11 protein-coding genes and 1 pseudogene are annotated in these 20,469 nt (G+C 67.6%); 4 read left to right on the forward strand and 8 right to left on the reverse strand.

Features of this window, described 5'->3' with window-relative positions:
* Window positions 1-6 precede the first annotated feature (6 nt).
* Window positions 7-1,038 (reverse strand): heat-inducible transcriptional repressor HrcA, encoded by a 1,032-nt coding sequence (gene hrcA, locus FMQ63_RS01060; RefSeq protein ID WP_011556651.1) that lies wholly within the window; start codon window positions 1,036-1,038, stop codon window positions 7-9.
* 233 nt (window positions 1,039-1,271) lie between these two features.
* Here hrcA and yedA point away from each other — a divergent pair, with 233 nt between their 5' ends.
* A complete protein-coding gene (gene yedA, locus FMQ63_RS01065) occupies window positions 1,272-2,255 on the forward strand; it encodes a drug/metabolite exporter YedA (protein WP_020478213.1) in 984 nt (327 codons plus the stop codon).
* Window positions 2,256-2,258: 3 nt separating this feature from the next.
* Here the strand turns inward: yedA and FMQ63_RS01070 are convergent, their stop codons facing one another.
* From FMQ63_RS01070 to FMQ63_RS01085, 4 genes are all read right to left on the reverse strand, one after another.
* The gene (locus tag FMQ63_RS01070) at window positions 2,259-3,164 is read right to left on the reverse strand and encodes an NADP-dependent oxidoreductase (protein ID WP_011556653.1); all 906 of its coding nucleotides are present in this window, start codon (window positions 3,162-3,164) and stop codon (window positions 2,259-2,261) included.
* Between the two features lie 151 nt (window positions 3,165-3,315).
* A complete protein-coding gene (locus FMQ63_RS01075) occupies window positions 3,316-3,624 on the reverse strand; it encodes a hypothetical protein (RefSeq protein ID WP_011556654.1) in 309 nt (102 codons plus the stop codon).
* A gap of 110 nt (window positions 3,625-3,734) precedes the next feature.
* On the reverse strand, window positions 3,735-4,628 hold the full coding sequence (locus FMQ63_RS01080; protein ID WP_011556656.1) for a dihydrodipicolinate synthase family protein: 894 nt from the start codon (window positions 4,626-4,628) through the stop codon (window positions 3,735-3,737).
* 180 nt (window positions 4,629-4,808) lie between these two features.
* Window positions 4,809-5,591 (reverse strand): aldolase, encoded by a 783-nt coding sequence (locus FMQ63_RS01085; RefSeq protein ID WP_011556657.1) that lies wholly within the window; start codon window positions 5,589-5,591, stop codon window positions 4,809-4,811.
* Between the two features lie 176 nt (window positions 5,592-5,767).
* Here FMQ63_RS01085 and FMQ63_RS01090 point away from each other — a divergent pair.
* A pseudogene (locus tag FMQ63_RS01090) lies at window positions 5,768-6,091 on the forward strand (ankyrin repeat domain-containing protein); the annotation flags it as partial.
* Between the two features lie 112 nt (window positions 6,092-6,203).
* Here the strand turns inward: FMQ63_RS01090 and FMQ63_RS01095 are convergent.
* From FMQ63_RS01095 to FMQ63_RS01105, 3 genes are all read right to left on the reverse strand, one after another.
* Entirely contained in the window at window positions 6,204-8,186 is a 1,983-nt protein-coding gene (locus FMQ63_RS01095) for an ATP-binding protein (protein WP_171452189.1), read from the reverse strand.
* A 122-nt stretch (window positions 8,187-8,308) separates the two neighbouring features.
* Window positions 8,309-15,745, reverse strand: a complete 7,437-nt coding sequence (locus FMQ63_RS01100; protein WP_011556660.1) for a HAMP domain-containing protein — start codon at window positions 15,743-15,745, stop codon at window positions 8,309-8,311.
* Window positions 15,746-15,944: 199 nt separating this feature from the next.
* Window positions 15,945-16,829, reverse strand: a complete 885-nt coding sequence (locus FMQ63_RS01105; protein WP_011556661.1) for a hypothetical protein — start codon at window positions 16,827-16,829, stop codon at window positions 15,945-15,947.
* A 121-nt stretch (window positions 16,830-16,950) separates the two neighbouring features.
* Here FMQ63_RS01105 and FMQ63_RS01110 point away from each other — a divergent pair, with 121 nt between their 5' ends.
* Entirely contained in the window at window positions 16,951-19,260 is a 2,310-nt protein-coding gene (locus FMQ63_RS01110) for a TonB-dependent receptor (protein ID WP_225909583.1), read from the forward strand.
* A gap of 260 nt (window positions 19,261-19,520) precedes the next feature.
* Entirely contained in the window at window positions 19,521-20,231 is a 711-nt protein-coding gene (locus tag FMQ63_RS01115; protein ID WP_020477950.1) for a transglycosylase domain-containing protein, read from the forward strand.
* The last annotated feature ends 238 nt before the right edge of the window (window positions 20,232-20,469 follow it).

Consider the following 20,469-nt stretch of genomic DNA (forward strand, 5'->3'; position numbering starts at 1 on the left):
GGCCCGCTACACCTTCTCCAGCACGCGCGACAGCACCTGCGCGGTGAAGTTCACCAGGGGAATCACGCGCCGGTAGTCCATGCGCGTGGGGCCGATGACGCCCACCGTGCCCAGCACCTGCTCCTGGTTTCCGTAGGGGCTGGCGATGACGGTGACGTCGCCGGCCGCGGAGAAGTCGCTCTCCGCGCCAATGAAAATCTGCATCTCGTTGGCCACCTGCACCCGGTCCAGCAGCGACAGCAGCTTGTGCTTCTCGTCCAGGGCCCTGAAGAGCGCGCGCATGCGCTCCACGTCCGCGAACTCCGGCTGCTCAAAGAAGGAACCCGTGCCCTGGATGAGCATCCGCTCCGTGGACGCCAGGTCCGTGGCCGCCGCGCCCAGCTTCAACGCCTTGGCCGTCAGCGCGTTGTAGAGCGCCTGCTCCTGGTCCATCTCCGCGCGGATGCGCTCGCGCGCCGACTCCAGCGGCACCTCCCGCAGCAACTCCGACAGGTAGTTGCTCGCCTTGAGCAGCTCGTCGGAGGTGATGGGGAACTCCACGGTAATCGCCTTGTTGTGCACCTGGCCGCTCTGCCCCACCAGGATGGCGAGCACCCGGTCCTCGCGCAGCCGGACGAACTCGATGCGCCGGAACACCGCCGACTCCGGCCGCGGCGCCACCACCACGCCCGCGTGACGCGTCAGCGAATGGAGGATGCGGCTGGCCTCGCCCAGCATCTCCGCCAGGTCGGCCTCGTGCGCGAGCCCCGCGTGGATGAGCTCCCTGTCCCGGGGCGTCGGGTCCTTCAGCTTCACCAGCGTGTCCACGTAGAAGCGGTAGCCCTGGTCGGTGGGAACACGCCCGGCGGAGGTGTGGGGCTTCTCCAGGAAGCCCAGCTCCTCCAGGTCCGCCAGCACGTTGCGCATGGTGGCGGAGGACACCTCGAACCCCGGCCTGCGGGTGAGCTGCTGACTGCCTACCGGCCCGCCCGTGGAGATGTACTCCTGGACGACCGCCCGGAGGACTTCCTTCTCACGCTCACCCAGCTCTTCGGACATCCCTGGCGCTCACTCCGGAGCCACGGTGCGGCGGCACCTCCGCCCTGGCTCCCTGGGAAAGTCTAAGGAAGCGGCCCCGGGCATTCAATCCGGGAGCCGCCCTGTCCCTACGGGCGACCCGGCGCGACATTCCCGACGCCGCCATTCCGGCCAGCCGGACGGCCGCCCCGACGCACGAGTGCGGTGCCCGCCACTGTACTGCTCCGAAAAGGACCCGGCTGTGAGGTGCGGCAATGCCCACATGGCTGGCGAAAATCGCCAGCGATACAAGCCGCGCCGTGCTCGCCTCGCGTGCCGCGCCGCTCCCCGTTTCACAGCCAGCCCCCGTCAGTCTGCCCTCCGGAGACGTCCTTCCCGGTGGCCCCCAGCGCGGGTGGCTCGTCGCCAGCATCCTGTCCCTTTATATTATTTGGGGCTCCACCTATCTGGCCATCCGGTGGGCGCTGGAAGGCGGCATGCCGCCGTTCCAGATGTCGGGGGTGCGCTTCGTGCTCGCCGGCGCCCTGCTCTTCGCGGTGCTGTGGCTGCGCGGGGCGCCCGTGCCCACGGCCCGTCAGTGGGGCGCCAGCGCGCTGGTGGGGCTGTTGCTGCTGGGCGTGGGCAACGGGGGGCTCGTCTTCGCGCAGCAGTCGGTGCCGTCGGGCGTGGCCGCGCTGGTGGTGGGCAGCCTTCCCTTGTGGACGGCGCTCTTCGGGGGGCTCTTCGGCCAGTGGCCCCGACGCGCGGAGCGCTGGGGACTGGCCGTCGGCTTCGGCGGCATCGTCCTGCTCAACCTGGGCGGTGACGTGGGCGGCGGCCTGCTGCCGACGCTGGCGATGCTGGTGTCGCCCATGAGCTGGGCGCTGGGCTCGGTGTGGAGTCGCCGGCTGCCCATGCCGCGGGGGCTGATGTCCACCGCGGCGCAGATGCTGTGCGGTGGCGTCGTCATGCTGGGCTTCAGCCTGCTGATTGGGGAACGCCCCACGGCCATGCCCACGCCCAAGGCCGTGCTCGCGTTCTTCTACCTCGTCGTCTTCGGCTCGCTGGTGGGCTACAGCGCCTATGGCTACCTGCTGCGCAACGCGCGCCCGTCGCTGGCCACCAGCTACGCCTACGTCAATCCGGTGCTGGCGGTGTTCCTGGGCGGCCTGCTGGCGGGCGAAACGATGACGCCCACGGCTTGGCTGGCCATGGGCGCCATCCTGGGCGCGGTCGTGTTGCTGACGCGCGGGAAGTGACGCTCAGTTGACGAGCAGCACCTTGCCCACGCCGCCCTGCTCCGCGAGCTTCTGCGCTTCCTTCACCTGCTCCAGCGGGAAGCGCTTGCTGACGGGGATGACCAGGTCGCCCTTGGCGACGGCCTGCCCCAGTTGCGTCAGGCGACGCGAGTCCGGGTGCGAGAGGATGGCGCGCACGGTGATTTGCCGCCCCTTGGCCTCGGGAGGCTCACCCAGGACGCTGCCCAGGGTGCCTCCGGGCTTCACCTTCTCCAGCACGCGGGCCACCACCTGGCCGCCCACGGTGTCCGCCACCGCGTCCAGCATGGGTAGCTTGGAGAACTCATCCGCGACGTCGAGCGCGAAGACGCCGTCCACGCCCAGCTTCTGCGCCTCCGCCTTCTGGCTGCCGCGCACGCCGGCCAGCACCTTCGCGCCCCGGGCTTTCGCCGCGAAGACGGCGGCGCGGCCCACCGCTCCCAGCGCGCCGATGACGAGCACCGTGTCCCCCTTCTTGGGGTTCACCGCCTCTTCCATCAGTTGCACGCCGGTGAGCGTGACCAGGGGGAGCGCGGCGGCGTCCTTCAGGTCCATGGACTCGGGGACCTTCGCCCAGGACTCCACGGGCGCGACGACCTTCTCCGCGTAGCCGGCGTTCACCACGCCCATGACGCGGTCACCCGGCTTGAAGTCGCTGACGCCCGGGCCCACCTCCATGACCTCGCCGGCCACGTCCCGTCCGAGGATGGTGGGGAACTGCAGAGGCATCATCGCCTTCATGTCCCCGCGTCGAATCTTCCAGTCCACGGGGTTGATGCCCGCGGCGGTGACGCGGACCTTCACCTCGCCCGGTCCCACCTTCGGCTCGGGCATGTCTTGAACGGCGAGCGCATCCACGTCTCCATAGGACTTGAGCACCACGGCTTTCATGAGCACCTCCCAACGCGAAAGAGCTGACGTCGCGCGAAGGGTAATCACCCATGGAGGCCGCCCACCGCGGCGCCTGCCCGGCCCTACCTCCCCCTTGCTGGAAGGGCAGCCGGCAGGCGCCAGGCAGGCGAGCTTCACGAGGCACGGCCGCTCATGGCGCGCGTCCCTCGCCGAGCGCTGCACCGACGAGCAGCAAGAGCGTCGAGCCCAGCTCGCCGACGACGAGCAGCGCGCCCCCTGGCCCCGTCACGAGGTTGCGCTGCGTGAACATCGTGCGCTCGGTCCGACGAATACCGTGGAACGCGTACACCATGAGGGTCACTACGAAATAGAAGTACGCCGTCCAGAACGCTCCTCGGTTGAGCGTGGCAGAGAACGCGCTCGCTGCCGCGAGATGACCGAGCACCAACGTCGCGCTCGCGTAGAGAAGCGACGCGCGATGCAAGATGTCGACGTACATCGGGGCTCGTCGTTCGGGACTGCGCACCATCGCGCGCCACTTCCAGACACCGGAAGCCATCCCCACCGCGAGCAAGGCACCCGCGGCGAGGATGGAGGTTCCCTCTATCCTCATTCGCCGGGAATGACTTCGAGCCCGACGAGGATTCGACGGAGCTCCTCGACACGCTCTGCAGGGAGCGCCTGCAGGGGCGCGCGGAGCGGCCCGACAGACGTCCCCTGTAGCTCGAGCGCCGCCGAGATTGCACGCGGGAGGCCGTGAGCGACGATGAATTGCAGGAAAGGAAGCTGCCGATAGAAGCTCTGACGCGCTGCCGCGACGTCACCTCGCTGGATGGCGTCGTAGAGCTCGATGTTGAGCTTCGGGATGATGTGGGGCGCCGCGGTGCACCAGCCGCGCGCACCGGCCACGAAGGCTGCCAAGGCGAGCGGGTTGCTCCCATTATAGAACGCCACATCCTCGCCGCAGAGCTGGACGAGGCGGTGCATGCGGTTCACGTCGCCGGTGCTCCCCTTGACCATCGTGACGTTCGGGATCTTCAGCAGCCGCGAGATGACGTCGGGGCTCAGGTCGAGGCCACCCGTTGCGGGGTTGTTGTAGACCGCGATGGGGATGGCGATGCGCTTCGCCACCGTCTCGTAGTGGGTGATGATTTCGGCGTCGCTCAGCTTCCAGTAGCTCATCGGGATGATCATCACCGCGCTGGCACCGAGCTTCTCGGCGTGCTTCGCGTGGTGGACGGTGCGCTCGGTGGTGAGGCTCGAAACGCCGACGAGCGTGGGGACGCGCCCGGCGACCCGCTTGATGACGATTTCCGCAACCTGCTCCCTTTCGTCATCGGAGAGGTACGGCAGCACGCCGGTGCTGCCGAGAGGCGCGATGGCGTGGACACCCGCCTTCACCATGTCGTCAACGATCTTGCCGAGGAGCACCTCGTCGACACGTCCCGTCGACGTGAAGGGAGTGATTGGATACGCGACGATACCGCGAAGCAGCGCGCTCATCGTGCTCCCCCCGCCGCCTCGTGGCTCATCTCGATGTCTGTGTAACGGTTCTCTGTCATGTTGGTCTCCACGTGTGCCGTGCGTGTCGTTGCGCACGGTTCGTTCATGTACCGGGCAACTGGACCCTGAACGACATCCAGAAGAGAAAGAACGAAGGGTCCAGTGCTGCATGCATGCCGCTCAAGCCAGGGCGTCCCCGTGCTTCTTCAGCACTCGGCGCGCGAAGTAGGCGAACGTGATCGCGCTGCGCGTGGGCCGCAAGATCCAGTCGTGCGCCTCCTTTCCCAGCTTCTCCGGTATGGGCTTGATGTCGCCAGCCGCAGAGGCGAGGAGCTGCAGGCGAGCCGCCCTCTCGAAGAGCTCGGCCAGCACGCACGCCTGCTCGATGCTATCGCCGGCCACCAGTTGACCGTGATGGGAGAGGAGGAGCGCGCGCTTGGAGCCGAGCGCCTTGGAGATGAGCTCACCTTCCTCGTTGCCGACCGGTACCCCCGGCCAATCTTTCAGGAAGGCGCAGTCATCGAAGAGGGGGCACATATCCATGTGCGAGACCTGCAGGGGGACCTCGAGCATGGAGAGCGCGACGATGTGCGTCGGGTGCGTGTGGATGATGCAGTTGACGTCGGGCCGCGCCTCGTAGACCCAGCTATGGAAGCGGTTCGCCGGGTTGGCCATCCCTTTGCCTTCGAGAACCTCAAGGTCGCTGTTGACGACCAGGAGGTTCGACGCGGTGATCTCATCGAACCCAAGGCCCAACTGCTGCGTGTAGTAGGTGCCGGGCTCCGTAGCGCGGGCGGTGATCTGCCCGGCCAACCCCGAGTCGTGGCCGCCCTCGAACAAAATTCGGCAGGTCAGCGCCAGCTTCTGACGCACGGTCCAGTCACCCTGGCCGAAGGTGGTGTCCATCTGCTTCTTCGCTTTTCCGACCAGCTCCTCCTTCGTCTGCGTAAAGGTCTTCGACATCTCAGCTCCTCGTTCGTGTTGGTGCGCGTCGCTACGCAACACGGGTGTAAGGGCATGCTGGACCCCGTGCATCATCCAGAACAGAAACGACTACGGGGCCAGTTGGCCGAGCCCAAGGACGACGCTCCCGAGGATGAGCGCGACCACGAGGACCGCGCCGACGAGGGCGCGACGACGCGGTGCAGAGCATCCTCCCGCTTCGGCCCGAGCAGGACGTCAACCCACGGGACGACAGCGGCGCCACGGCGCTGTTCCTCGCCGCCTGGAAGGGACTGAGCGCGAGCGTCTCGGCGCTGCTCGGACGGGGAGCGAACCCAGACCTGGCGGACGAGGGCGGCAACACGCCGCTGCACACCGCGGCCCGCAACGGGCATGCCGAGGTCATCGAGTTGCTGCTGACGGGTGGTGCCGATGCGCGGCTGCGCAACGCGGCCGGTGAGAGCGCGGCGGACCGTGCCCGCCAGCAAGGCCACACGAAGCTGGCGGAGCGGCTGAGCTGACCCTCCCCCCTCCCAGCCGGGCCCTGAGCGCGAAAGGCGCCGGAGCGTCACGGAGACAGCCCCCGACGCCCTTCCACCGCGCGGACGCCGGGACACTTCGCGTGGGACGCGCTCAGTTGGCGGAGCGCGTCGCCGCGTCCGGATGCACGCCGCCGGTAGGCGCCTCCGTCTCGCGCGGCAGCCAGACGTGGAAGGTGGAGCCTTCCCCCGCCACACCCGGAGACTCCACCCAGATACGGCCGCCGTGCTGCTCCACGATGCCCTGGCTGATGGTGAGCCCCAGGCCCAGACCGCCGTACTTGCTGCCGTGCGCGCGGCCGAAGCGCTCGAAGATGAGCCCCTGCTTCTCCTTGGGGATTCCCACGCCGGTGTCCGTCACCGACAGGTGGACGCCCTCGTCGTGCTCACCCTGCACCCGCACCCACACGGGCCCGCCCTCGGGCGAGTAGCGCAACGCATTGGACAGCAGGTTCGTGAGCACCTGGTCCAACCGGCCCCGGTCCCACGTCCCCTCGAGCTGATCCGACGCCTCGACGTGGATTTCATGGCCTTGCGACAGCACCGCCATGCGGTCCCGCGTCTCGTGCACCAGATGGCTCAGGTCGAAGCGCTCCAGCTCCAACGACAGGCGCCCCGCCTGGAGCCGGCTGATGTCCAGCAGGTCCTCCACCAGCTTGGCCATCCGGTCGATTTGCCGGTTGATGATTTTGAGCGACTTGCCCGGCCCGGCTTCTGTCTCACCGCCCAGCTTCAGCAGCGCCAGGTGCGCGTGGCCCTTGGCCGCGGCCAGCGGCGTGCGCAGCTCGTGGCTGGCCGCCGCGAGGAAGGAATCCTTCGCCTCGCTGGCCAGCCGCAGCGCCGTCTCCGCCCGCTGCCGCTCCGTGATGTCGCGCGCCACGGAGATGAAGCGCCCGGGGCCGCCGTCCGCCGCCACGTACTGGAGCACCACCTCCACCGGCACCTCCGAGCCATCCCGCCGGCGGTGGCTGGTGGAGTACGTCTGGCTGGGCAACGTGCCGCTCACCAGCGGCGCCAGCAGCTTGCGGAAGCCGGCCTCGTCGAAGGCGCCCTCCACCTCCAGCACCGACAGGCCCACCAGTTCATCGGTGCTGCTGGCCAACTGCTTGGCAGCGCCCGCGTTGGCGTAGGTGAGCGTCAGCGAGTCCGGGGAGAACATGAGGACGCAGTCCAGCGTCGCGTCCAGCGTCGCCTTGAAGCGCCCCAGCGCCTCCTCCGCCCGGCGCTTGTCGTCGATGTCCGTGGCCACGGCAATCCAGCCGGCCAGCAGGCCATTCTCGTCCCGCTCCGGCACCGCGCGCGCCAGGTGCCAGCGGTACACGCCGTCGAAGCGGCGCAGGCGGAACTCGCGCTCCACGCGCTGTCCCATGCGGATGGCCTGCACCCACGCGGCGCGCATGGCCTCGCGGTCCACCGGGTGGACGAACTCCAGGAAGGTGTTGAGCGACAGCGGCTGTTCCGCCTGGATGCCGGTGTAGTCCCGCGCGGCGCGGTTGGCGTAGGTGAAGCTGCCGTCCGAGCGCGCCGCCCACATCACCTCCGGCAAGGACTCCGTGAGCCGCAGGTGGCGCAGCTCGCTCTGCCGCTCCAGCGCCTCGCGCTCGCGCTGCCGGAGGAGCACCGCCTGCCGCTGAATCTGCTGCTCCTTGAGGAACAGGTCCACGAAGACGCTGACCTTGGAGCGGAGGATTTCCGGGTCGAACGGCTTGAGCAGGTAGTCCACCGCGCCGTGCGCGTAGCCCTTGAAGACGTGGGCCGCGTCGCGGCTGAGCGCGGTGAGGAAGATGATGGGGATGGTGCGCGTGCGCTCGCGCTGCTTGATGAGCGTGGCCGTCTGGAAGCCGTCCAGCCCTGGCATCTGCACGTCCATCAGGATGACGGCGAAGTCGCGCTGAAGCAGGAACTTGAGGGCCTCCTCACCGCTGGTGGCCTTCACCAACTCCTGCCCGAGCGGCTCGAGAATGGCCTCCAGCGCGAGCAGGTTGGACGGATGGTCGTCCACCATCAGGATGCTCGCTCGGGGCTGGGAAGCCCTTTCCTGGTTGCGGTCCGCGGAGATGTGTTCGCTAGGCGTCATTGAAGTCGGCGGATGAATCTGCCCCGGTCCCACCTGTTCTCAAGGTGGAAGAGGCTAGGTGGCCCCTCGACCGGACCCAAGCCCGGAAGAGAGGCGCCGTACGGTAACCATCACTCAGCGAATCAAGCCGTCACCCACAGACGGATGAGCTCCAGAAGCTTGTCGGTGTCCACCGGCTTGGGCAGGTAGTCGCTCGCGCCGGCCGCCATGCACTTCTCCCGGTCGTCCTTCAGCGCCTTCGCCGTCACCGCGATGATGGGGAGGCTGGAGTACTTGAGGTCCTTGCGGATGGCCCGCATGGTCTCATAGCCGTCCATCTCCGGCATCATCACGTCCATGAGGACGATGTCGACGTCGCGGTGCTGTTCGAGCATCTCGATGGCCGCGCGCCCGTTCTCCGCGAACACCACCTGCATGCCGTGGTTCTCCAGCACGCTGGTGAGCGCGAAGATGTTGCGCATGTCGTCATCCACCACCAGGACCTTCTTGGCGGACAGCTCCGCGTCCTTCTCGTTGCGCTGAGCCAGGGCGGCGCGGGCGCGAGGCGGCAGGTTCTGGTCCAACCGGTGGAGGAACAGCGCCGTGTCGCTGAGCAGTTGCTCCGGACTCTTCGTCCCGCTCTTGAGGATGACACTGCCGGTGTAGCGGCGCAGCCGGGCCTCGTCCTTGGGCGTCAGCTCCTTGCCGGTGTAGATGACGATGGGCAGGTCGCGGAAGCGGTTCTGCGTCTTGACCTCCTCCACCAGCCGGATGCCATCGGTGTCGGGCAGCATCAGGTCGATGACGACGCAGTCGAACTCGCCCGTCTCCAGGTGATGGAGCACCTCCTCGCCGGTGGCCACGGCCGTCACCTCGACATCGCCGCCTTCGCTCAGCAGCTTCACCAGGCTGTCGCGCTGGACGTCGTCGTCCTCCACCAGCAGCAGCCGGCGCTCCTTGCGCTCCAGGAAGCTGGCCAGTTGGTTGAACACCCGCTCCAGGCCCTCCTTGCTGACGGGCTTGGTGAGGTAACCGAAGGCGCCCTGTGAGTTGCCCTGGTTCTTGTCCATGACGCTGATGACGTGCACGGGGATGTGGCGCGTGCGCGGGTTGCGCTTGAGCCGGTCCAGCACGCTCCAGCCGTCCACGACGGGGAGCTGGATGTCCAGGGTGATGGCGTGCGGCTGGAACTCGTTGGCCATGGACAGGCCGGTGTCGCCGCGCGTGGCCACCAGGGCCTTGAAGCCCTTCTCCCGCGCCATCTGCACCATGATGCGGGCGAACTTCACGTCGTCCTCGATGAGTAGCAGGACGCGGTCCCCTTCGCGGATGTGGTCGCGGTCATCCTCCACGGCGACGGGCGTCAGCAGCGACTCGATGGGCGGCGGCAGCGCCGCGTCCAGCACGTGGCCACTGTCCGCCACCGGCGGCGCGGGAGGCGGCTCCGCGCGCGGCGACTCCGGCGTCGGAGGAGGCGGCAGCCGGGGCGGAGGCTCGTACGGGGACGGAATGGACGGCAGGCCCTCCTCCTCCGGACTGATGTACTCAGGCGGCAGGTAGAGCGTGAAGGTGCTGCCGCGGCCGGGCTCGCTGGTCACCTGGATTTCACCGCCCAACAGCTTGGCGATTTCGCGGCTGATGGACAGGCCCAGGCCCGTGCCACCGTACTTGCGCGCGGTGGAGCCGTCCGCCTGCTGGAACGCCTCGAAGATGAGGCGCTGCTTGTCCCGGGCGATGCCGATGCCCGTGTCCGACACCGCGAAGCCGAGCACGTACCGCGAGCGCCGCAGAACCTCGTGGTCGAAGTGCGTGCCTACCTCGGCCAGCTTCACCTTCAACTGGACGCTGCCCTCGTCGGTGAACTTGAAGGCATTGGACAGCAGGTTCTTCAGCACCTGCTGGAGCCGCTGCGGGTCGGTGCGGATGTGGCGCGGCGCGCCGGGGCCCACCTCCACGGTGAAGGACAGGCCCTTCTGCTCCGCGACAGGGAGGAAGCTGCGCTCGATGAACTGATTGAGCTCGGTGAGGACGATGTCCCGCGGCTCCACCTGCATCTTCCCGGCCTCCACCTTGGACAGGTCGAGGATTTCGTTGATGAGGCTGAGCAGGTCTCCGCCGGAGGCGTAGATGGTGTTCGCGTACTCCACCTGCTTGGTGCTGAGGTTGCCGTCCTTGTTGTCCGACAGCAGCTTGGCCAGGATGAGCAGCGAGTTGAGCGGCGTGCGCAGCTCGTGGCTCATGTTGGCCAGGAACTCGCTCTTGTACTTGGAGATGACGGTGAGCTGCTCGGCCTTCTCCTCCAGGCTGACGCGGGCGCGCTCCACCTCGTTGTTCTTCTCCTCGACGCGGCGGTTCTGCTCCTCCAGCAGCGTCGCCTTCTCCTCCAGCTCGATGTTGCTGCGCTTGAGGGCCTCCTGCTGCTGCGTCAGCTCCTTGGACTGGCTCTGGAGCTCCTGCGTCAGGTCCTGCGACTGGAGCAGCAGTTGCTCCGTGCGCATGTTGGCGATGATCATGTTCAGCACCACGCCAATGGTCTCCGTGAGCTGATCCAGGAAGATTTGGTGGATGGCGCTGAACGCGTGGAAGGAGGCCAGCTCGATGACGGCCTTCACCTCGCCTTCGAAGAGGACGGGCAGGACGATGATGTTGAGCGGCGCGGCCTCGCCCAGTCCGGAGGAGATGGTGATGTAGTCCTCCGGCACCTGGGTGAGCAGGATGGTCTTCCGCTCCAGGGCGCACTGGCCGACCAGGCCCTCACCGAAGCGGAACCGGTTGGCGATGTGCTTGCGCTCCCGGTACGCGTAGGTGCTGGTGAGCTTGAGCAGCGGCGTGCCGGCCTCGGCGCCGTCCACCAGGAAGAAGGCGCCGTGGTGCGCGGAGACCAGCGGCGTCAGCTCGCTCATGATGAGGCGGCTGACGGCGTCCAGGCTCTTCTGGCCCTGCATCATGCCGCTGAACTTCGCCAGGTTCGTCTTGAGCCAGTCCTGCTCCTGGTTCTTCTGCGTCGTCTCACGCAGGTTGACAATCATCTGGTTGATGTTGTCCTTCAGCGCGGCGACCTCGCCCTCGGCCACGACGGTGATGCTTCGCGTGAGGTCACCCTTCGTCACCGCGGTGGCCACGTCGGAGATGGCGCGCAGCTGGCTCGTCAACGTGCCGGCCAGCTGGTTCACGTTGTCGGTCAGCTGCCGCCACGTGCCGCGCGCACCCGGCACGCGGGCCTGGCCGCCCAGCTTCCCTTCGATACCCACCTCGCGGGCCACCGTCGTCACCTGGTCGGCGAAGGTGCCCAGCGTGTCCGTCATGTTGTTGATGGTCTCCGCCAGCGCGGCGACTTCGCCCTTCGCCTCCACGGCCAGCTTCTGCGTCAGGTCGCCGTTGGCCACCGCCGTCACGACCTTGACGATGCCGCGCACCTGCGTGGTGAGGTTGGAGGCCATGAAGTTCACGTTGTCCGTGAGGTCCTTCCACGTCCCCGCGACCCCGGGCACGCGGGCCTGGCCGCCCAGCTTCCCTTCGACGCCCACCTCGCGGGCCACCGTGGACACCTGCTCGGCGAAGGTGCCCAGCGTGTCCGTCATGTTGTTGATGGTCTCCGCCAGCGCGGCGACCTCGCCCTTCGCCTCCACGGCCAGCTTCTGCTTCAAGTCGCCGTTGGCCACCGCCGTCACGACCTTGACGATGCCGCGCACCTGCGTGGTGAGGTTGCGGGCCATGAAGTTCACGTTGTCCGTGAGGTCCTTCCACACGCCGGACACGCCGCGCACTTCGGCTTGACCGCCCAGCTTGCCCTCGGTGCCAACCTCGCGAGCGACGCGCGTCACCTCCGCGGAGAAGCTGTTGAGCTGGTCCACCATGATGTTGATGGTGTCCTTCAGCTCCAGGATTTCGCCCTTGGCGTCGACAGTAATCTTCTTGGACAAATCGCCATTGGCCACCGCCGTGGTCACCAGCGCGATGTTTCGCACCTGCGCGGTGAGGTTGGAGGCCATGCTGTTCACGTTGTCCGTGAGGTCTTTCCATGTACCGGCGACCCCGGGCACCGCGGCCTGGCCGCCCAGCTTTCCGTCCGTCCCCACTTCCTTCGCGACGCGCGTCACCTCGGCGGCGAAGGCGCGGAGCTGGTCCACCATCGTGTTGATGGTGCTCTTCAGTTCCAGGATTTCGCCCCGGGCCTCCACGGAGATTTTCTGTGACAAGTCGCCGTTGGCGACGGCCGTCGTCACCTTGGCGATGTTGCGCACCTGGTCCGTGAGGTTTCCGGCCAGCACGTTCACGTTGTCCGTGAGGTCCTTCCAGGTGCCGGCGACGCCGGGCACCGCGGCCTGACCGCCCAGCTTGCCTTCGGTGCCGACTTCCTTCGCGACGCGCGTCACCTCGGAGGCGAAGGCACGGAGCTGGTCCACCATGGTGTTGATGGTGTTCTTCAGCTCCAGCACCTCGCCCTTCACGGAGACGGTGATTTTCTGCGACAGGTCGCCGTTGGCGACGGCCGTGGTCACCTTGGCGATGTTTCGCACCTGGTCCGTGAGGTTTCCGGCCAGCACGTTCACGTTGTCCGTGAGGTCCTTCCACACGCCGGACAGGTCCTTCACGTCGGCCTGACCGCCCAGCTTGCCCTCGGTGCCGACTTCCTTCGCGACGCGCGTCACCTCGGCGGCGAAGGCGCGGAGCTGGTCCACCATCGTGTTGATGGTGCTCTTGAGCTCCAGCACCTCTCCCTTGGCGTCGACCGTGATTTTCTTGGACAGGTCACCATTGGCCACGGCCGTGGTGACCTCGGCGATGTTTCGCACCTGCGCCGTGAGGTTGTTGGCGAGCAGGTTCACGTTGTTGGTGAGGTCCTTCCAGGTGCCCGCCACGCCCGGCACTTCCGCCTGGGCGCCCAGCTTGCCTTCCACGCCCACCGTGCGTGCCACGTCCGTCACCTGCTGCGCGAAGATGGACAGCGTCTGCGTCATCGCGTTGATGGTGTCGGCGAGCGCGGCAATCTCGCCCTTGGCATCCATCGTCAGCTTCTGGTTCAGGTCGCCGTTGGCCACCGCCGTCACCACGCGCACGATGCCCCGCACCTGCGTGGTGAGGTTGACGGCCATGAAGTTCACGTTGTCCGTGAGGTCCTTCCACACGCCGGACACGCCGCGCACTTCGGCCTGGCCGCCCAGCTTCCCTTCGGTGCCGACTTCCTTCGCGACGCGCGTCACCTCCGCGGCGAAGCTGTTGAGCTGGTCCACCATCGTGTTGATGGTGCTCTTCAGCTCCAGCACCTCGCCCTTGGCGTCGACGGTAATCTTGCGGGACAGGTCACCCTTGGCGACAGCCGTGGTGACTTCGGCGATGTTGCGGACCTGGTCGGTGAGGTTGTTGGCAAGCAGGTTCACGTTGTTGGTGAGGTCCTTCCACGTGCCCGCCACGCCCGGCACCACCGCCTGGGCGCCCAGCTTGCCTTCCACGCCCACCGTGCGCGCCACGTCCGTCACCTGCTGCGCGAAGATGGACAGCGTCTGCGTCATCGCGTTGATGGTGTCGGCCAGCTCGGCCACCTCGCCCTTGGCCTCCATCTTCAGGCGCTGGGTGAGGTCACCGTTGGCCACCGCCGTCACCACCTTGGCGATGCCGCGCACCTGGGTGGTGAGGTTCACGGCCATGACGTTCACGTTGTCCGTGAGGTCCTTCCAGGTGCCGGACACGCCGCGCACCTCGGCCTGGCCACCCAGCTTGCCGTGGGTGCCGACCTCGCGCGCCACGCGCGTCACTTCCGAGGCGAAGCTGTTGAGCTGGTCCACCATCGTGTTGATGGTGTTCTTCAGCTCCAGGATTTCGCCGCGCGCGTCGACCGTAATCTTCTTGGACAGGTCGCCATTGGCCACCGACGTCGTCACCAGCGCGATGTTGCGCACCTGCGTGGTGAGGTTGGAGGCCATGTAGTTCACGTTGTCCGTGAGGTCCTTCCACACGCCCCCCACGCCCTTCACGTCGGCCTGGCCGCCCAGCTTTCCGTCGGTGCCCACCTCGCGGGCCACGCGCGTCACCTCGGAGGCGAAGGCGCGGAGCTGGTCCACCATCGTGTTGATGGTGTCCTTGAGCTCCAGCACCTCGCCGCGCACGTCGACGGTGATTTTCTTGGACAGGTCGCCCTTGGCGACGGCCGTCGTCACCTCGCCGATGTTGCGCACCTGGGCCGTGAGGTTGTTGGCCATCAGGTTCACGTTGTCCGTGAGGTCCTTCCACGTCCCGGCGGCGCCGGGCACCTGGGCCTGGGCGCCCAGCTTGCCTTCCACGCCCACCGTGCGCGCGACGCTGGTCACCTGCTGCGCGAAGACGTTGAGGGTGTCCGTCATCGCGTTGAGCGTGGCGCCCAGCGCGGCAATCTCACCCTGCGACGGCACCATCAACTTCTGGGTGAGGTCGCCGTTGGCGACGGCCGTCACCACCTTCACGATGCCCCGCACCTGCGTGGTGAGGTTGGAGGCCATGAAGTTCACGTTGTCCGTGAGGTCCTTCCACGTGCCGGACACGCCAGGCACCGCGGCCTGACCGCCCAGCTTGCCTTCGGTGCCGACTTCGCGCGCCACGCGCGTCACTTCGGAGGCGAAGCCGTTGAGCTGGTCCACCATCGTGTTGATGGTGCTCTTGAGCTCGAAGACCTCGCCGCGCGCGTCCACGGTGATTTTCTTGGACAGGTCGCCGTTGGCCACCGCCGTGGACACCTCGGCGATGTTGCGCACCTGGGCCGTGAGGTTGTTGGCCATCAGGTTCACGTTGTCCGTGAGGTCCTTCCACACGCCGGACACGCCGCGCACTTCGGCCTGACCGCCCAGCTTGCCGTCGCTGCCCACCTCGCGCGCCACGCGCGTCACCTCGGCGGCGAACGAGTTGAGCTGGTCCAGCATCGCGTTGACGGTAGTGCCGATGCGGAGGAACTCGCCCTTGACGGGCTGGCCATCAATCTCCAACGCCATCTTCTGGGTGAGGTCGCCCTGCGCCACGGCCACCAGCACGCGCGCCACCTCCGTGGTGGGCTGCACCAGGTCGCCGATGAGCGAATTGATGGAGTTGATGCTGTGGGCCCAATCGCCGCGCACGTCGCCCAGCGACACGCGCTCGCCCATGCGGCCCTCGCGGCCGACCACGCGCTCCACGCGGACCACTTCCTGCGTCAGGGTGGCGTTGAGCGACACCACGGCGTTGAAGGCACTGGCGATCTCCTCCATCACCGGGTCGGCGCCGCCGCCCGGGAGCCGCACGGAGAAGTCTCCGCCGTGCACCGAACGAAGCGCGGCGAGCAGGGGTTGCAGCGGATGGCCGCCGCGTCCCTGGCCACGCGGGGTGGACGCGCGAGCGCCACGGCCCCGGCCGTTGCGGCGGGCGGGCTTCGGTGCCGCCACTTCAAGGTCCGCTGGCGAGGTGGAGCGGGGTCGTCCCCGGTCACCGCTCAAGCGGTTGGCCGCGGGGGGCTCGGAAGGGGCCACCTCGCGGGTAGGCGCCTCCGGGCGGGAAGTGCCGTTCCCCGAAGGCTTGCGCGCGGAGGCACGCTTACGGCCGTTGGAAGGAGACTGGGGAACCTTGGTGTCGTCCACGCGAGAAACCTCTGATCGGGATGAACGCTGCTGGCTGCGCTGAGCGGCGCCCGGGCTGGGACGAATCTCCAGGGAGTTCGCGGGCTTGTCGATTCAATGCAGGCCCCGCGGAACCCTGAACGTTCACCAATGAACGCGGTGGTTCAGAGGCCCGGACCGCCCGTGAAAGGCACCCGGCGCCGCACCTCCTACCAACATCTCAGGGGGCAGGGGCCGTGCACGGAAATCCGTCGCAGCCGTGCACATAGAGGGGCCGTCCGAGGAGCCTCCGAGCAGGCGCCCCTGGCGGGCGCTGCGCCGGCTCGTACCGGGCGGTCTGGAGATCCACCGCGAAAGCCTGCTCGTTCCCCTGGGCGCAGGCGATCAGGACGCGCTCGGGGCGCTCGAGCCACCACAAGCCCGCTACTTCACACGGCAACTCCACGGGGAGTGGAGTGAGGGTTCGCGCTTCGTAGAAGCGGAGCGCGGCCTCGTCGAGCACGGCGGCGAAGGTGCCCTCCGCTCCCACGGACAGCCGCGCTTCCGCCCCGGATACCGGCACCTGTCCCAGCACCGCTCCGTCAGGCGCCACCGAGACGAGCTGCCCCTCCGCGTCGAGCGCCAGCACTCCGCCCCCGTGGCTGACGAGTGATACTGGGGAGAAGTCGCCCATGCGCCTGGGCTCGGCCCCGTCGTCGCGCCAGAGCTGTCCGGCCTGCGACCACCAGAGGCGATTCTCCCGGTCGAAGGTGACGGCGCGTACGCCTGCCAGGGGGAACCGCTGGGAGCCCTCCGGCAGGGTACAGACCGCCATGGCCTGGGCGCCGTAGACGGCGGCGCGCGAGGCATCCGGCGAGACGGCCCAGCCCAGCAGGGGGCGTTGCAGGAGGCGGGCGAGACAGTGGTTCAGCGCGCCGAAGTGCGGATCCGAGGTGGGCGCGGAGATGAGGTAGGGCAGGCTGGTGGTGGCGACGTAGATGAGCAACCCGAGCGCGGCGGCGGTGGCCACGGTGAGCGGCCATGGGCCGGCTCGGCGCAGGCGAGCCTCCTTCGCGGAAGCGCGCGCCGCCTTGCCTCCTGACACCGGACTCTCGCGTCCACTCACGGCGGCTCCTCGCGGCGGTGTTCCCGACCTTGCCGGGTGATGGTGTCAACAGCGGCCCGGCGCCACGTCCCAGTTCGTTTCCCCACGACAGCACAGAACGGGGCCGAAGGGTGGCCGTGCCATGATGTTCTCGAGGGGAGACAACGCCCGCATGGTGGGGGAGAAGGCGCTGCGAATCGTGGGAGTCGCCCTGGCCGCGTTGCTGACGGCCGGCGCCGCGGAGAATCCACGGAGTGCCATTCTGGGCACGGTCATCGATGCCCAGTCACGGCAGCCCGTCGCGGAGGTCGTCGTAACGGCGAGCCTGTCCGCGCAGGGCGGTGAGCGCATCGCCGTGACCCAGCCCGACGGAAGGTATCGGATTCCCGACCTGCCCCCGGGCGACTACGCGCTCCGCTTCGAGCGCGAGCTGTTCGAGCCCTACTCCCTCCCCCTCTCCGTCAGTGAAGGGCGCACCTTACGCGTCAACGTCGAGCTCCAGCCGACGGAGCCAGGAGAGGCCGTTGGATTGTTCTGCGGAGGCCCGACTGTCGACACGAGCAGTTCGACACTTCGGTTCATCCAGTGGCGAGAAGACGTCTCGCGCGTTCCGGTCAGCCGCCCAACGAAGTGGGCTGGCGCCATGCGCACCTCGGACAGCCTCGCGGAGTGGGTACCCGGCACGGTGGACAGCGTGGACGGAAGGTCCTTCAGCGGTGCCACTCCCTTTGAAAACGAATACCTGCTGGATGGGCTTTCGACTCGCGATCCGACCACGGGCCGCAACCTGCTCCCGCTGAGCCAGGAACTGGTCAGCGACATCAGCGTGCTCACCGGCGGATACATGCCGGAGTACGGACGTACCACGGGGGGTATCATCGACCTGGAGCCAGTGGTCATCTCCAATGAGCTGCATGGTGAGGTCTTCGCGAACTGGGCACCGGGCGCGCTGGAAGGGGCATGGAGGCCTGCGACAGGCCCCCGCCCCGCCCTCTCCTCGGACGGCGCGCTCCGCCACCTGGGGGATTTCGGCGGGACACTGGGCGGACCGCTGCTCAAGGACCGGCTCTGGTTCTTCGCGGGCATCGTCCCCGCGCTCAGCCGCGTCGAACAGGACGCCGGCTTCATGGACCAGCGCAGCCTCCAGGCACTGGCCAGGCTGACGTATGCCCTCAAACACAGACATTGGACATCGCTGACGGTTGTCACCACTCCCGCGTTGATGCGGGGGATGGAAGGCGCGCAGGCTCCGCGGGCGGTGGACAGCGACACGGTCATGACCGTGCTCGCCTACAACGCCATGGTCCTCGACGGACGCGTCACGCTCGATGCCAAGGCGAGTTGGCTGGGCCACGATGTCACCCGGCTGTCGCCTGTTGCCCCTGCGAGCGTCGACACGGACCGATTCCAGGCGAAGACGCAGGCCTCCTATTGGCTGAAGGCCCTGGGACACCATGCGCTGGAAACAGGCCTGGAGCTCGAACATGTCGTCCAACGCCCATCGCAGGTCGCCGACATCACCAGCAGCAACTTGAGCGGGTTCGTGCAGGACCGATGGACCTTGAACGACCGGCTCACGCTGAATGGAGGTCTTCGCTACGACGCGCAGTTCCTCGATGCGGACGTGCGTGGAAACATGACGCATCACCAGCTCTCACCACGAGTCGGACTCGTCTTCGACCCCGGCGGGAACGGCCGGATGAAGCTGTTCGCGCACGCCGCGAAGTATCAGGGGATGGTTCCCCTGGGGTTGCTCACGCCGGACGCGCGCATCGCTTCGCGGCTCGGCCCGACGTCGTCTTCCGAGTTCATCGCGGGCGCGGAGCATGAGCTCTCGCTGTTCGCGAAGGCGGGTGTGACCTACACGCGCCGCCGCCTGGATGATGCGCTCGCGACCATTGCGGACGACGGTGCGGGCGGGTTTCTCATCGTCAATCCCGGCGCGGGCCCTGCTGCCAGCTTGCCGAAGGCAACGCGCACCTATGATGCCGTCACGGTGGAGCTTGGCCGCAGCTTTTGGGACGGCTGGCAGGCCCAGCTCCGTTACACATGGTCTTGGCTCCATGGGAACTACGCAGGCCCCTTCGGCACTGATGGCGGACGGCCGCTGTCACAGTCGCGATTGCTCGCAGCGGACCGGCCCCATGTCTTCAAGGCCTTTGCATCCAAGGAGTTCACGCTCACGCGGAAGCTCACGCTCAACGCGGGCCTCGCCTACCTGGGCGCGGCTGGGGCACCGCGCGAAGCGGCCAGCACGCGGACGCCGTGGGTACACACCATCGATGCCCAGCTGAGCGCGCGCTACGACACTGACGACCAGCACATCGTGACGCTGAGGATCGACGCGTTCAATGTGCTCAATGCACAAACAACTCTCCGTGAGGAGACGTTGCTGCCCTTGCAGTACCAGACGCCACGACAGCTCCGCCTAGGGGTTCGCTACTCCTTCTGAGGCAGAGCTCCCCTGGCCGAGGGTGCCGGCTGCTGTTCGGAAATGTCGGGACATTTCGCCGCTCAAAAGTCCCGACATTTCCGAACAGCAAGCTCTGAAGCCCGTCCAGGGCCGGGCTCGCCACGCGCGCATTCGCTTGGGCACCGGAGTCCCCATGGGAATGTGGCCAGGACAGAGGCAGCGGTGCTCACGGGTGGCTTCGCTGGCCTGAAGGTTGCTCATGCACCTGGGCCATGCGCTGGAGACGGGCTTTCAAGGTGATGATGTGGCTGTTGAGCCTCGGGCTTGTGGTGCCGCTGGCCACTGTGGAGTGCGTCTACCAGGCCATGCTCGCGCGGGTGCCCTCCCTTCCCCAGAAGGTGGAGGGCCCGTCGCCCCCGGCCTCCTGGAATCAGGTGCGGTGGGCGCAGAGCGAACACACGTCGGCGCTTCGCGTGCAACCGGTCTGGCCGACCACCCTCCTCTTCACCCTGATGAAGGTCACGCTGAGTCGCCCCGCGGCAGGAGGAATGCGCGGCACAATGCCTCACGGGTTCAGGCTTGCCGGCAGTGTGGCTCACACATGGTCACGCATTCAGGACGGGGCTGGCGAAAGGCGGATACGCGTCTTTGGAACACTTGCCCTGACCATCTGGCTCACCCGAAACTGGACCGCGGAGGAGTTGCTTGCTTTCGAAGCGAGGCACCTCTGGTTGGGTCGTGACCTTATCGGCGCACATGCCGCCGCGCCTGTGCTGCTGCGCAAGGAGTGGGCACAGCTCGACGCGACAGACGCAGCGTTGCTCCTCGCCGTTGCCGAGAACCCTCGAGACGTCGGGTGCGCTCCAGACCGGCTTCGACAGCGGCGAGACAGACTGCTGGGGCACCTGTCCGACGCCGGCGTCGTCAGTGCGGCTGAAGCTGAAGCAGCGCGCACGTCGCTACCGGCACTGAGCTCCCCCGCTCGTGAGCCGTCATGTCCCCGGCGCTGAGAGGCCCGAAGGGTGGACTCGACAGTGGCTTCCTGACGTCAACGCTCCCTACATGCGGCCATCCTCCTGGCTGTTCGCCTGTTCCCGCGCTTGCCGCCTCGCCCCCGGACCGCACCTTTTCAAAGAAAAGGGAAAGGAACCGACCATGCGACGCGCCATTACCCATGCCGCCCTGACCTTCAGCCTCCTCACGTCGTCGGCCGGGCTCGCCCAGTCAGCAGGCGGTGGCTCGGCCGGA

This window comes from Myxococcus sp. CA005 (genome assembly GCF_006518205.1).
Classification (GTDB): Bacteria; Myxococcota; Myxococcia; order Myxococcales; family Myxococcaceae; genus Myxococcus; species Myxococcus xanthus.